Genomic DNA, 14,413 nt, shown 5'->3' on the forward strand with positions numbered 1-14,413 from the left:
AATGACGTATCGGGAGCGCGCCGATGACCGACTTCCTCCTCGAACTGCTCTCCGAAGAAATCCCCGCCCGGATGCAGGCCAAGGCCCGCGCCGATCTCGAACGGCTGTTCACCGAGCAACTGGCCGCAGCCGGCCTGAAAGCCGGCGCGACGACAGTCTGGTCGACGCCAAGGCGGCTGGCCCTGATCGCCAGCGACCTGCCGCTCGAGACCGAGGCGGTCAACGAGGAAGCCAAGGGCCCGCCGGAGGGCGCACCCGATCAGGCCATCGACGGCTTCTGCCGCAAGAATGGCGTCACCCGCGAGCAGCTGGAGCTGCGCGACGTCAAGGGGCGCGCCACCTGGTTTGCGGTGATCAACAAGCCCGGCCGGGCGACACGCGACGTGCTGGCGGACGCGATTCCGGCGATCATCCGCGCCTTTCCCTGGCCGAAATCAATGCGCTGGGGCGACGCCAGCCTGTCGACCGAAAGCCTGCGCTGGGTGCGTCCGCTCGGCGGCATTGTCGCGATCCTCGGCGATGATCTGGTGGAATGCGAAATTGACGGCATAGAGTCGGGCTACGAGACGGTCGGGCACCGGTTCCATCACTCCGTTCGCCCTGAGCCTGTCGAAGGGCATTTGGCGAAAGATGCTTCGACAAGTTCGGCACGAACGGAAATTGGAAGAATCACCATCGGCGACGCCGGCGATTACGCCGAAAAACTGCGCGCGTGCCATGTCATCGTCGACCACGAGGAACGCCAGAACATCATCCGCGACGGTGCCGCCAGGGCGGCGGCCGATGCCGGCCTGCAACTGGTCGAGGACGAGGGCCTGGTGATCGAGAATGCCGGCCTCACCGAATGGCCGGTGCCTTTGCTCGGGCGCTTCGACCCGGCGTTTCTCGACGTCCCGGAGGAGGTGATCCAGCTGACCGCCCGGGTGAACCAGAAATATTTCATCTGCCGCGACAAGCAGGGCGCGCTAGCGCCGAGCTTCGTCTGCACGGCAAATATCGCCGCCAGCGATGGCGGCAAGGCGATTATCGCGGGGAACGAAAAGGTCCTCGCCGCACGGCTCTCCGACGCCAAATTCTTCTGGGAACTTGACCAGAAGACCAAGTTGGAGGATCATGCGAAAAAATTGCGCAACATCGTGTTCCATGAAAAATTGGGAACGGTTGCCGACAAGGTGGAGCGTGTGGCCAAGTTGGCCGAGTGGCTGGTTTCTTTAGAAGGGAATGGTTTTTACCAGTCCAGCCCCGGCGATACATTTCATAGGGAAGTGTCCGAGGCCGCACGTCTCTGCAAAGCCGATCTCGTGACCGAAATGGTCGGCGAGTTCCCCGAGCTGCAAGGCTTGATGGGCGGCTATTATGCAGAGAAAGAAGGACTTCCGGCGGAAGTCTCTCACGCGATCAGAGATCATTACAAGCCGGTCGGGCAGGGTGATGAGGTGCCCACCGATCCGGTGACGGTAGCGGTGAGTCTGGCGGATAAGCTGGATACGCTTGGAGCATTCTTCGGCGTCGACTTGCCTCCAACAGGGTCGAAAGATCCTTTTGCTTTGCGACGTGCGGCTCTGGGTGTGGTTTCATTGATACAGCAGAATTTGCTCCGGATTCCGTTGGAAACTGCCATTGCAAATTCCCAGGATTGGCTTGTTGAAAGTCGAGATGGACTGACAATGAGCGGTGGTACCCTTCTAGACTTCCTCGCCGACCGCCTGAAAGTCCAGCAACGCGAAGCAGGCGTCCGCCACGACCTCATTGACGCGGTGTTCGCGCTTGGCGGCGAGGATGATCTGGTGCGGCTGCTCGCGCGGGTGAAGGCGCTGCAGGCCTTTGTCGAGACGCCGGACGGGGTCAATCTGCTGGCCGGCTACAAGCGGGCTTCCAATATCCTGAAGAAGGAAGGCGGCACCAGTGCCCCTGCGGAGGCAGGGGCCCATCTCCCGACCTCTGAGCCTGACGCAACGGTCCGTGATGGACCCCTGCCTGCGCAGGGGAACAATATTCTTTCCTACACCCCCGAAAAGGCCGAAAAGGCCCTGATCGACGCGCTCGACGCGGCGCAGCCGCAAGTCACCGCTGCGATCGAGGCAGAAGCGTTCGAGCAGGCGATGACCGCGCTCGCCGCCCTGCGCGGACCGATCGACCGGTTTTTCGAGGATGTGACCGTGAACGACGACGATTCAGACAAGCGCGAAGCCCGGCTGGCGCTGCTCGCCCGCTTTCGCAACGCCGTCCATCAAGTGGCTGATTTTTCACAGATCGAGGGCTAGAAGATATTTGATTCATAACAGTGTAAAGTTTGTAAAGTTCGTCGGCTGGTTTGTGGTCCTCTGCAGCAAAAGCCGGCTGGTCATCCCCGCGAAGGCGGAGATCCAGGGTCGCGTTCTTTGCAATTTTTGCACCTCCAACTGGACCCCCGCCTGCGCGGGAGTGACAAGGTAATAATATGACCCAATATGTATATCGTTTCGGTGGCGGAATCGACGCGGACGGGGCGCCGTCCGACAAGACGGAAGCCCGCAATCTGCTCGGCGGCAAGGGTGCCAACCTTGCGGAAATGGCCAATATCGGCCTGCCGGTCCCGCCCGGATTCACCATCTCGACCGAAATGTGTACCCGCTATTATGCCGAAGGCGGCCAATATCCGGACAGCGTTCGCGAGGAAGTAGCGCAAGGCGTCGCCCATATTGAATCGGTCACCGGCAAGTCATTCGGCGATGCCGCCGATCCTTTGCTGGTCTCGGTCCGCTCCGGCGCCCGCGCCTCGATGCCGGGGATGATGGACACCGTGCTCAATCTCGGCCTGAACGACGACACCGTCGAGGGTCTGGCAAAAACGTCGGGCGACGAGCGCTTTGCCTGGGACAGCTACCGCCGCTTCATCCAGATGTATTCCGACGTGGTCCTCGAACTCGACCATGACGCTTTCGAAGAAGCGCTAGAAATTATCAAGGAAGACAATGGCTTCTTCACCGATACGGAGATGGAGTCGAAGCATTGGAAGGCGCTGGTCAGCGAATATAAGGGGCTGGTCGAACAGCTCTGGGGCAAGCCCTTCCCGCAGGACGTCAACGACCAGCTCTGGGGGGCGGTCAGCGCCGTCTTCGGCAGCTGGCAGGCGGAACGGGCCAAGGTTTACCGCCGGCTTAACGACATCCCCGGCGAATGGGGCACCGCGGTCAATGTCCAGGCAATGGTGTTCGGCAACATGGGCGACACCAGCGCCACCGGCGTCGCCTTCACCCGCAATCCGTCGACCGGCGACAGCGCCTATTATGGCGAATGGCTGATCAACGCCCAGGGCGAGGATGTCGTCGCCGGCATCCGCACGCCGCAATATCTCTCGAAAGCCGCGCGCGAGGAGGCCAATGCCAAGCCGTTGTCGATGGAAGAGGCGATGCCGGAAACGTACACCGAGCTGTCCGCCGTCTTCGACCTGCTCGAGCGCCATTATCGCGACATGCAGGATATCGAGTTCACCGTCGAGCGCGGCAAACTCTGGATGCTGCAGACCCGCAACGGCAAGCGCACCGCCAAGGCGGCGCTCAAGATCGCCGTCGACATGGCCCATGACGGGCTGATCACCGAGGAGGAAGCGGTGCTGCGCGTCGACCCGATGGCGCTCGACCAGCTGCTCCACCCGACGCTCGATCCGGACGCGACGCGCGATGTGCTCACTTCCGGCCTGCCGGCTTCACCGGGAGCCGCCAGCGGCCTGATCGTGTTCGACAGCGACACCGCCGAACGGCGGGCGGAAATGGGCGATGACGTCATCCTGGTCCGGGTCGAGACCTCGCCTGAGGACATTCACGGCATGCACGCGGCCAAGGGCATATTGACCGCCCGTGGCGGCATGACGTCACACGCCGCCGTGGTCGCCCGCGGCATGGGCCGGCCCTGCGTTTCCGGTGCCGGCACCATCTCGATCAATAATGAAACCAAGACCATGAAGGTCGGCGACCGCGAGCTGAAGGAAGGCGACATGCTGACCATCGACGGCAGCAACGGCCAGATCATGGCCGGCCGCGTCGCCACCATCCAGCCCGAACTGGTCGGCGATTTCGGTGTGCTGATGGTCTGGGCCGACAAGGTTCGCCGTCTAGGTGTCCGCACCAATGCGGAAACCCCGCTCGACTGCCAGGTAGCCCGCGATTTTGGCGCCGAGGGCATAGGCCTGTGCCGGACCGAGCACATGTTCTTCGACGCAGACCGGATTACCGCGGTGCGCCAGATGATCCTCGCCCCCGACGAAAAGGGGCGGCGCACCGCGCTGGCCAAGCTGCTGCCCGAGCAGCGCGATGATTTTCGCCAGATATTCGAGGTCATGGTCGGCCTGCCGGTGACCATCCGCCTGCTCGATCCGCCGCTGCACGAATTCCTGCCGCACCACCAGTCGGAGTTCGAGGAAGTGGCCAGAGCCGCCGATGTCGGCGTCGAGACGCTGAAGCAGCGGGCGAACGAGCTGCACGAATTCAACCCGATGCTCGGCCATCGCGGCTGCCGTCTTGGCGTCACCTATCCGGAAATCTACGAGATGCAGGCGCGCGCGATCTTCGAGGCCGCCTGCGAAGTGGCGGAAAAGAGCGGCGAAGCGCCGATTCCCGAAGTCATGATCCCGCTCGTCGCCACCGCGCGCGAACTGCAGCTGATGAAGGATGTCGTCGACCGGATGGCGAAGGAAGTCTTCGCCGAAAAGGGTCGCGAGATCGAATATCTCGTCGGCACGATGATCGAGCTGCCGCGCGCCGCGCTGATGGCCGGCGAGATTGCCCAACATGGCGAGTTTTTCAGTTTCGGCACCAATGACCTCACCCAGACCACCTTGGGCGTCTCGCGCGACGACGCCGGCCGCTTCCTGACCCAATATGTCGACAAGGGCATATTCCCGCGCGATCCGTTCGTCAGCCTCGACATCGAGGGCGTCGGCCAGTTGATCGAACTGGCCGCGGAACGGGGCAGGGCAGCGCGTCCCGGCATCAAGCTGGGCATCTGTGGCGAGCATGGCGGCGATCCCGCCTCGATCGCCTTCTGCGAGAAAACCGGCCTCGACTATGTCAGCGCATCGCCCTATCGCGTGCCGATTGCAAGGCTGGCGGCGGCGCAGGCCGCCTTGTCGCAGAAATAGCCTATGTGCTCCGCACTTGATGCGGAGCCCTGATAGCAATTGTGCACCGCACCTGATGCGGAGCCTCGGGGGCAAGTGGTATCTGCCCGGCGCAGGGCTCCGCATCAGGTGCCGAGCACCGATGCGGCAGGTTTGTTCAGAATGTTGCGCCGGCAGGGCAATTATGGGTTGCCAGCACGGTAATCACCCCCTATCTGCACCGTCTGGTTAGCGCCCATAGCTCAGCTGGATAGAGTACTTGACTACGAATCAAGGGGTCGGGAGTTCGAATCTCTCTGGGCGCACCACCTTCCTTCTTTCCCGGATATGCCCCAAGGGGCACTTGCGCGCGCGCGCCGGCTGTCCTAACTTGTCGGCATTGCACCTGCTGAACCGAAGGACCCGACTTGGCCGATTATTCAAACTCCATCGCCGATGCGCTCGCCGAGCGCGAGGCCTCGAAAGTTCCGGTACCGGAAGAGGTTCAGGAAGCGGTGCGGACGCTGCTCCGCTGGGCCGGTGACGACCCCGAGCGCGAGGGCCTGATCGATACACCCAAGAGAGTGGCGCGGGCGTGGAAGGAATATTGCGAGGGCTATGGCGAAAATCCGGCCATGCATCTGGCCCGTACCTTCGAGGAAGTCGGCGGATATGACGAACTGGTGCTGCTCAAGGACATTCCGTTCCACTCGCATTGCGAACATCATATGGCGCCGATCATCGGCAAGGCCAGCATCGCCTACATGCCGACCGACAAGGTCGTCGGCATTTCCAAGCTGGCCCGCGTCCTGCACGGCTTTGCCCGCCGGCTGCAGGTGCAGGAACGGCTGACCGCCGAGGTCGCCGAATGTATCTGGGACAATCTCAAGCCGCACGGCGTCGCCGTGGTGATAGAGGCGAGCCACAGCTGCATGACCGCGCGCGGCGTGCGCACCCCCGGCGTTGGCATGGTCACCAGCCGCCTGCGCGGCTGCTTCCTCGACGATGCCCGCAGCCGCAAGGAAGTCATGAGCCTGATGGGCTATTGATCCGCTTGCGGGTCAGCGCATCCATTTGCGCATGAGATTATACTGGACCGCCTGCAGGCGCGTGTAATTTTCATGGGCCATGTTGAGCCCTTCCAATGCCGCGACCTCGTTCAGTTCGTAGAGGAGATTGCGTTCGGTCACGTCTGGAATCTTACTCTGGATGAAGGTGATCGCGACCATGCGCTCGCCTTCGGTCACCGGTTCTACCTCGTGCAACGTGTAGGATGGATAGACGATCGCGGTTCCGGGGATGCCCTTGAAACGCATTCCGGCTTCTCCCTGGGTCACATGCAGGGCGCCGCCCTTGCAGTCGTTAACGTCACTCAGGAATATCGTGCAGCTGAGATCCGAGCGAAGTGGACCGTCGGGCAGCGGTATGATCGCACTGTCAGCATGCAGTCCATAGTTCATGCCGGGCTGGTAGCGGGTAATCAGCGGCGGCGCGACGCGTTCGGGGAAAGCGAAGTCGACAAATTCGCGATTGGCCATCAGGGCATCGTGCAGAATTTTCGAGGACCGCTTGTACCCCTCGACATCATGCAGTTGCAGATTGTTCTTCACCTTGCTGTGCGGGTTGCTGATCTTGCCATCGACAAATTGCGCCTTGGCGGCAATCTGCTTCAGTTCGTTGACCTGACCCTGGTCGAGTAAGCTGAGTTGCTTGAACATGATCGTCTTTATCCCGCCTTTGCTATCGCCGCGGCCACTTCGGGAAAGCGCCGCGCCAGTTGATCGACCCATAGCAGCGTCAGCCGGATATCGTCAGCATGAATTTGCCCGGCCTCGGCGAGAAGCTCCGCGCGCAGCGATGCGCTGTAGTCATATTCGGGAGCCTTGGAATAGCGGCTCATGATCGGGCCGGAAACCAGATCATGGGCTTCTTCGAGGGAGAGGTTGCGTTCGAAATGTCCGGCGGCGCGTTGCAGATGGTCGGCAGGCTGGTCGAGGAAATCGTCGAAATCCAGCCAGGCAATGCGTGCCTCGGTGCAATGGTGCTCAGCATCGCATAGCGTCACCATCTCGCACAACCACCCGAGCGCGGCGGTTTGCGCGAGGGAGAATTTATCCTTGTCCCCAAGGGGCGCGCCACAGTGCTTGGCTAGCCGCCGCATCCGGATTTCAGCCAGCGCAGCGGCTTCCTGCTTCGAAGAGTCTCCGGCCAATATGGTCTGCAGATAGCGTTCGAGGGAGGTGAACAGGAACAGGGCGGTGCCTTGCTTGGCGAGCAGCGGCAGCGCTAGCGGGCTGACAAAGCTGCTGGCCTTGATCAACACCCGTTGTTCGGGGCGAAACACGCGGGACAGCCAGCCTTCCACCTGATCCAGCCGCTGTGCCTGTTCTTCTTCGGTCCAGCCGATCTCCGCAGGGTTGGTCACCCGAAGGTCCGCAAGCTGCCGCAGGATGGCTGGTTCCCGGAGCGCCAGCACGCTGTCGATCTCGCCCAGAAGGCGCGAAATCAGGGTCGAGCCGACATGGCCGATGTGGAAGATATACTGGGGCTTGGAGCGAGGCGGCAATGGTATCGATGCAACATCCGTCCATGAAACGACCTGCCGTCGCAGGTCCGGCGAGAAAATCCTCTGGTCAAGGAAACTGGCCTGCCGAAAGGCGGCTTCGCTCATCGTGGACAGCAGTACCTGCTGCTTTTGCAGGTCAGCCAGGTGCGGAAAGAGCGATGCGTTCTTTGCAAATTCCGATTGCCAGTCGTGGTCCAAGCCATCCTCCAACGAAAAAGCCCGGATCTGGAGCACCGTCTTGCAACGGTCCCGACCCGGGCTTTTGTACCATATTCAGATCAGGACTATTCCTTGTCTTCGGTATCGTCCTGTTCGTCTGATTCAGCGGCTTCCGGCGCCGCTTCCGCAGCGGCATCGCCTTTGTCCCGAGCCGATTCTTCGCCATCGTCTTCGCTGTCAGGAGACAGCGCAGCGGCAGCCAGTTCGGCCTGGTCTTCTTCGAACATCTGCTGGATCACGTCGACGCCGTCCTTCTGCAGGTCGGCTTCGTCATCCGAACGGGCGACATTCGCCTGAATGGTGACGCTGACTTCCGGGTGCAGGCGAATGCGGACATCGAACACGCCGAGCGTCTTGATCGGCTTCTCCATGATGACCATGCTCTTTTCGACGACGGCGCTCTTGCCATCGGCGTTCAGGGCTTCGACGATGTCGCGAACCGACACCGAACCGTACAGCTGGCCGCTGGCCGAAGACGCGCGGATCAGGACGATCTGCTTGCCATCGATGCCGCCGGATGCCGCTTCGGCTTCCTTGCGCTTCGTTTCATTGTCCGCTTCAATCTGCTTGCGATTGGCTTCGAAGACCTTCTTGTTGGCTTCGTTGGCGCGCAGTGCCTTCTTGTTCGGCAGCAGGAAATTGCGGGCATAGCCGTTCTTGACAGTGACGATGTCGCCGATGCTGCCGAGATTCTCTACTCGTTCGAGCAAAATAATATCCATTGTTTCGCTCCTACTTCACGAGATAAGGCAGCAGGCCGAGATGGCGGGCGCGCTTGATGGCTTTGGAGAGCTCGCGCTGCTTCTTGGCGGATACTGCGGTGATACGACTTGGCACGATCTTGCCGCGTTCGGAAATGAATCCCTGCAGCGTCTTCACGTCTTTATAGTCGATGGGCTTTGCGTTCTTGCCGGAAAAGGGGCAGCTTTTGCGGCGACGGAAAAATGGACGTCCCATGTTTTAACTCCTCTTCTGGCTTAATTGTCGTCGCGGCGCGGTTTGCGTTCGCGCTCGCGTTCGGGTTTGCGCATCATCACGGACGGGCCTTCTTCATGCTCGTCGACGCGGATGGTCAGGAAACGGATGACATCTTCGTTGATCCGGGTCTGGCGTTCCAGTTCGAGGACCACGCTGCCGGGTGCGTCGAGACGCAGCATCACATAATGGGCCTTGCGGTTCTTCTGGATCTTGTAGGCCAGCGTACGCAGGCCCCAGGTCTCGGTCAGCACGACCTTGCCTTCATTCGATTCTACAATCTTGGTGGCTTCCTGCGCAAGGGCATCGACCTGAGACTGGCTCAGATCCTGCCGCGCAAGGAAGACATGCTCATACATTGGCATGCAGTCATTCCTTTGTTTACCGCCGATCGCTGACGCCGCACCATGCAGACACGCCCCTCCGGCTTTCTTCGTTTTCCCGTGATTCGGATGGCCCCAATCACCGGGAAGCGGCGCCTATGGCTGAAGTGTCCGGCGAATGCAAGGGGGTGTTGCGGTTCATCCGGCCCGATCGGTCGCCGTTTACCAATATGCAACCACTTCCGCCTATCATCATACGTGGAACAGTCACAAGAAAAGAAATGACCAATGGAAGGCCTTTCATCCATCGGGAGCGACGCTGTGGAAAACGCAGAGCCGTTTCACGATACCCGGGGATTTTTCGACAAGATCGGTTCCCGCATCGGGTCGCAGGCGCCGGCTGTCGCGCATCACATCAATCCCACCGACGCCCTCCTGTTGCTGCAAAACTACGAGGAGAGTGAGCAGGGCTGGTTTTGGTCGACCGACGCCGCAGGCAATCTCACCTACATCACCGAAGCCATTGCCAGTGTTCTGGGTGGAGGATCCCGGGCTTTGCTGGGCAAGTCGATGGTCTCCCTGTTTCACAAGACCGCGGAAGGCGACGCCGGCTCCCGAACCCTGCCGTTCATTCTGACCAAGAAAATGAAGTTCAACAGCCTTGAAGTTAAGGCCGCTGCGTCGCAGGATGAGTGCTGGCTATCCATTTCCGGCAGGCCCCATCACGACCGGTCGGGCAATTTTCTGGGCTTTCGCGGCAGCGGTATCGACGTGACGGCGCAGCGGCGATTGTCGCTGGACACCGCCCGGCTGGCGATGTTCGATTCCCTCACGGGCCTGGCGAACCGCGCGAGCATGGCGAAGAAGCTGGAAACGACGCTCACCGCCTACCGCCAGCAGAAGCGGACCTGCGCGGTGATGCTGGTTGACCTCGACCGGTTCAAGCAGATCAACGACACCCTCGGCCATCCGGCCGGCGACGCGCTGCTGAAGCAGGTGGCGGAGCGGCTCCTGAAGGTGGTCGGGCAGGGCGGCGAAGTGTGCCGGCTTGGCGGCGACGAATTCCAGATAATGCTGCCGGATTGCGATGACCGGGGCATTCTGGGGGATCTGGCGAGCAAGATCATCGGCAGCCTGTCCCAGCCCTATTCGGTGGAAGGCAACCGCTGCATCATCGGCGCATCGGTGGGAATGGCGATCAGCCCCTTCGACGGATTGACCAGCGAGGACCTGGTGAAAAGCGCCGACCTGGCACTCTACGAGGCAAAGGGCAATGGCCGCGGCAGGTTCCGCTTCTATTCCAAGGACATGCAGCAGTCAGCCGAAGACCGGCGGCTGCTCGAAGAAGATTTGCGGGACGCCATTGCGCAGGGCGCGCTGGAGCTTGCCTATCAACCCATCGTCAATGCCAAGTCGAACATCGTGGAGGGTTTCGAAGCGCTTGTACGCTGGAATCATCCGGAACGGGGCCATATTTCGCCCGGCCTGTTCATCCCCATCGCCGAAGACGCCAATCTTATCTGGGAGCTGGGGGAATGGGCCATCCGGCAAGCCTGTGCCGACGCCGCAAAATGGCCGGGCAAGGCAAGAGTGGCGGTCAATGTTTCGCCCATCCAGTTTGCCAACGACCTGTTTCCGGGAGTCATCGATGCCGCGCTCGGTGCGTCGGGTCTCGCCTCGGAGCGACTGGAGCTGGAGATCACCGAAGGCGTGTTCATGGCCGAAACCAATGAAACCAACGCCATGTTCCAGGCGCTGAAAGGCAGGAACGTGCGATTGGCTCTCGATGATTTCGGGACCGGCTATTCTTCGCTCAGCTATTTGCAGACCGCGCCCTTCGACAAGATCAAGATCGATCAGAGCTTCGTCCGCGGCGCCACCGAACCGGGGTCGCGCAACGGCGCGATCATAACCGCGATCGTCGCTCTCGCGGAAGCGCTGGGCATGGACACCACCGCCGAAGGCATCGAAACCCTGGACGAATTCGAGCTGATCAGAAATTTGCAGGTCAGCCACGTGCAGGGGTTTGTCTACAGCAAGGCCGTCAGCCAGCAGGTTCTGCTCGAAAATCTCGAGGACGGACAGTGGAAGATCGAACCGTCCGGTCCGGCCCATCACCGCAACGACCGGTTGTCGATGTACAGAAAAGTGCGGATGATCCATGAAAATCACGTCTATTCCATCGTCATTCGCAACTTGTCGGTGACCGGTGCGCTGATCGACGGATTATATGACGTTCCGGTCGGCACGAAATTCGTCATCGATTTTGGCGAGGGCCAGCTGGCGCTCGCGACCGTCACCCGGTCGAACGGCAGTCTGCAGGGAATCCAGTTCGAGACGCGGCTGGTCAGCGATGGCAATGGCGGACTGTGCACCAGCCGCCGCGTGTCACCCTATCTGATCGCCGAAGCCGGACTGGACGTGCCCAATCTGCCGGCCGGATATGTTCCGACCACGAAGATCGAAAGGGACTCGCTCTCCCTGCCGGCGTTCAGCACCGTTGCGGACTGGACCCCGACCAAGGCCAGGCCGAAATAGCCGCAAAGCGCCCGAAGGCTATTTTTTCCGGTGCAGGAAGCCAAATATGTCGCCGCCGATTTTGCGCATCTGGATTTCTTCCGCGCCCTCGGTGATCCGATAGCGGCGGTGGTGCCGGTAGATATGCTCGAACGGCTTGTGGCGGGAATAGCCCATGCCGCCGTGCACCTGCATCGCCCGGTCGGCGGCATCGCAGCACAGACGGTTCGCGCGATAGTTGCACATCGACACCTGGGCAGAGAGATATTTGGCGACGTCGGGCTTCGGCATCGTGTCCATCTTGGCCGCCGTCGCGTAGATCAGCTGCCGCAGCATCGCCGCCTCGGTGTGCAGTTCGACCAACGGGAACTGGATGCCCTGGTTGACCGACAGCGGCTTGCCGAAGGGCTTGCGCTCGCCGGCATATTTCACCGATTCGTCGATGCAATATTGCGCCGCGCCCAGCGACGAAGCGGCCTGGCGGATCCGGTTCTCGTGGACAAAATGCTGCGCGCAGGCGAGACCCATGTCGAGATCACCGAGCACCGCATCGGCCGGGACCCAGACATTGGTGTACGAACATTTCGGATGGTCGGTGGGCATGTTGAACGTCCACATATATTCGCCGACCTTGAATCCTTCGGCATCGACCGGCACGATGAAGCAGCCGATGCCGCGGGCGTCGCCATCCTTGCCGCTGTGCCGGGCAAAGGTCATCACGTGCGAGGCCTTGTGCAGGCCGGTGGTCCACATCTTGTTGCCGTTGATCAGCCAGCCGTCGACGCCGTCGCGGGTCTCGCGCACCGCGGTCGTGTCCATCCAGGTCGCGTCCGAGCCGTGATGCTCTTCGGTCAGGCCAAAGCACCAGCCCATCCGTCCGGCCAGCATCTCGGGAATATAGTCGCGCTTCTGCTGCTCGGTGCCGAAATCGCGGAGCATCAGCGGCTGAACCAGATTGCCGACGATCGAGGTTTCATTCTGAAGGTCGTTGTGCAGGCCGAGACCCTTGTGCGCGAGATGCTCGCGGATACGCGCCATGCCCAGGTTGCTGCCGTCCTGGCCGCCGAATTCCTTGGGCAGGGCATAGCGATAGTGACCGGCGGCATCGGCCACCTGCCGCATCTCGACCAGCAGCGCTTCCCAGTCCTCGGTCGGCAGGCCCTGGTCGTCCCAGTTGGTCCGTGCGTCTTCCCGCCGGTGATCAAAGAAGCGGATATTGTCGTCGCGCTGCTCGATCGGCTTGATTTCGGCTTCGATGAAAGCATCCAGCACATCCAGATAATCTTCAATCTCCTGCGGAATCTCGAAACTGGTCATGTGTGTCTCCATTTGTTGAGCGCGACCTTCAGGCCGGCATATTTGGGTTGGTCGATCGACAGGCGTTCCAGCGCGGACAATCGCAGATGGTCCCACACGGCAGGCGTGGTTATCGCGATATCGCCTTTTGAAAGGCCCTCGCACAGCTGTCGATGATCACAACCGATAGCGGCGAGCCGCGCCGCGGCGGCATCCCGGAACCCGGGTCCCCAGTCTGCCTGCCGCCGCGCAATGCCAAGAGCATTGCCGGCCACGCGCGACTGGAATTTGTCATGGCCCGCCAGCCCCGGCAGCACATGCTTGCCATTCCATTCTTCCAGCGCGGTCAGCAGTTCGTCATATCCGGTCTCGCCGGTTGCGTCCTGTGGACCGGGCGCCGACCAGTCGAGCGGCGTGGCAATCGTGTCGGGCAGAATCTCTTCGAACAGCAAGGCGAGATCAATTTCCACCTCGGATACGCGCCGGCCGATCACCGTGCGCTCCAGCGATCTGTCGCCATGGCTGCGCCAGATCTGTCCCATGACCATGCAGGCGACGCCCCACCAGAGCGTCGAATAGATCAGCCAGAACCGGAACCGGTCGGGATCGACTTCGGCGCCGCTGGCTTCGGCATAGGCGGCCAGGAAGGACTCGGCGCTGTCGAAGCCCCCGGCTGCCTTTTCATAATGGCCGAAGCGCCAGCTCGGCGTGCACAGATAGGCGAGATCCTGCACCGGGTCGCCCAGCCGGACCAGCTCCCAGTCCAGCACCGCGGTGAGGCCCTGATGGTCGATCATCAGATTGCCCATGCGGAAATCGCCGTGGACGAGATATTTGTCGCTGGCATCCGGCGCATGTTGCTCCAGCCAGTGAAAGGCATGTTCGTAAATCGGGACCTGGCCGCCGATCTCGTGATATTTGTCCTTCTGCATCCCGATCAGCTCCGCCGGGGAGAAATAGTCAAGGGACTGAAGCAGGGGGCTCATCGGGATCCGGTGGATCGCGGCCAGCTCCCGCGCGCATTCCACCGTCAGGCGGGCTTCTGCGGCCGCGAATTCCGGATTGCCGAGAATCTTGTGCGGCAGGGTCTCTCCTTCGGCCTTGGTCATGATGAAGCCTTCGCCCAGGCCATCCTCGGGCGTCAGCCGCCCCCGGACCTCGGGTGCCGTGACTCCTGCGCTCCGCGCCACTTCAATGACATCCGCCTGGGTCGACAGCGGGACCCCGCGCAAGCCGTCATCGTCCGGCGACAGTCCCGAAGGAAGCCGCCGCAGCACATAATCTTCGCCACCATGGGAAAAGGACCAGCTTTCCATGCTGGCGCCGCCCGACAGCCGGTGCACATCGGCAAGCTCGCCATCCGCACCGAAGCTTTTCGCGCAATAGGCTGACAGCTTGCTCTCGAAATTTTCGTCGCTCATGCCGATGGTTTAATCAGGC

General features: G+C 61.4%; 11 protein-coding genes and 1 tRNA gene. 5 read left to right on the plus strand and 7 right to left on the minus strand.

Annotated features, from left to right (window positions below; all coding sequences use genetic code 11):
• Positions 1-23 precede the first annotated feature (23 nt).
• The 4 genes from glyS (at position 24) to folE (ending at position 6,126) form a co-directional block, all read left to right on the plus strand.
• Positions 24-2,264: a glycine--tRNA ligase subunit beta gene (gene glyS / locus V7650_RS11545; protein ID WP_335656395.1), complete on the plus strand. Its 2,241-nt coding sequence runs from the start codon at positions 24-26 to the stop codon at positions 2,262-2,264.
• 176 nt (positions 2,265-2,440) lie between these two features.
• On the plus strand, positions 2,441-5,119 hold the full coding sequence (gene ppdK, locus V7650_RS11550; RefSeq protein ID WP_335656396.1) for a pyruvate, phosphate dikinase: 2,679 nt from the start codon (positions 2,441-2,443) through the stop codon (positions 5,117-5,119).
• Between the two features lie 210 nt (positions 5,120-5,329).
• Positions 5,330-5,406, plus strand: a tRNA-Arg gene (locus V7650_RS11555).
• A gap of 99 nt (positions 5,407-5,505) precedes the next feature.
• Positions 5,506-6,126 carry a GTP cyclohydrolase I FolE gene (gene folE / locus V7650_RS11560; protein WP_335656397.1) on the plus strand — a complete coding sequence of 207 codons (621 nt, stop codon included), beginning with the start codon at positions 5,506-5,508 and terminating at the stop codon, positions 6,124-6,126.
• 12 nt (positions 6,127-6,138) lie between these two features.
• Here the strand turns inward: folE and V7650_RS11565 are convergent, their stop codons facing one another.
• The 5 genes from V7650_RS11565 to rpsF all read right to left on the minus strand — a co-directional run bounded on the left by V7650_RS11565 (position 6,139) and on the right by rpsF (position 9,202).
• Positions 6,139-6,795 carry a Fe2+-dependent dioxygenase gene (locus V7650_RS11565; protein ID WP_335656398.1) on the minus strand — a complete coding sequence of 219 codons (657 nt, stop codon included), beginning with the start codon at positions 6,793-6,795 and terminating at the stop codon, positions 6,139-6,141.
• Between the two features lie 8 nt (positions 6,796-6,803).
• Complete coding sequence (locus tag V7650_RS11570) at positions 6,804-7,841, minus strand: hypothetical protein (protein WP_335656399.1); 1,038 nt, start codon at positions 7,839-7,841, stop codon at positions 6,804-6,806.
• 86 nt (positions 7,842-7,927) lie between these two features.
• Positions 7,928-8,584 carry a 50S ribosomal protein L9 gene (rplI, locus tag V7650_RS11575; RefSeq protein ID WP_335656400.1) on the minus strand — a complete coding sequence of 219 codons (657 nt, stop codon included), beginning with the start codon at positions 8,582-8,584 and terminating at the stop codon, positions 7,928-7,930.
• Between the two features lie 10 nt (positions 8,585-8,594).
• Positions 8,595-8,819 carry a 30S ribosomal protein S18 gene (gene rpsR / locus V7650_RS11580; protein WP_089132498.1) on the minus strand — a complete coding sequence of 75 codons (225 nt, stop codon included), beginning with the start codon at positions 8,817-8,819 and terminating at the stop codon, positions 8,595-8,597.
• A 20-nt stretch (positions 8,820-8,839) separates the two neighbouring features.
• The gene (gene rpsF / locus V7650_RS11585; RefSeq protein ID WP_335656401.1) at positions 8,840-9,202 is read right to left on the minus strand and encodes a 30S ribosomal protein S6; all 363 of its coding nucleotides are present in this window, start codon (positions 9,200-9,202) and stop codon (positions 8,840-8,842) included.
• A 279-nt stretch (positions 9,203-9,481) separates the two neighbouring features.
• On the opposite strand from rpsF, the gene V7650_RS11590 reads away from it, so the two are divergent.
• The gene (locus tag V7650_RS11590) at positions 9,482-11,698 is read left to right on the plus strand and encodes a sensor domain-containing protein (protein ID WP_335656402.1); all 2,217 of its coding nucleotides are present in this window, start codon (positions 9,482-9,484) and stop codon (positions 11,696-11,698) included.
• 18 nt (positions 11,699-11,716) lie between these two features.
• Here V7650_RS11590 and V7650_RS11595 read toward each other — a convergent pair whose 3' ends face one another.
• Positions 11,717-12,994: an acyl-CoA dehydrogenase family protein gene (locus V7650_RS11595; protein ID WP_335656403.1), complete on the minus strand. Its 1,278-nt coding sequence runs from the start codon at positions 12,992-12,994 to the stop codon at positions 11,717-11,719.
• Complete coding sequence (locus V7650_RS11600) at positions 12,991-14,394, minus strand: phosphotransferase family protein (RefSeq protein WP_335656404.1); 1,404 nt, start codon at positions 14,392-14,394, stop codon at positions 12,991-12,993. Before V7650_RS11600 ends, V7650_RS11595 begins: the two co-directional genes overlap by 4 nt.
• Between the last annotated feature and the right edge of the window lie 19 nt (positions 14,395-14,413).

Source organism: Parasphingorhabdus sp. (assembly GCF_036964565.1).
In the GTDB taxonomy this organism is placed as follows: Bacteria; Pseudomonadota; Alphaproteobacteria; order Sphingomonadales; family Sphingomonadaceae; genus Parasphingorhabdus.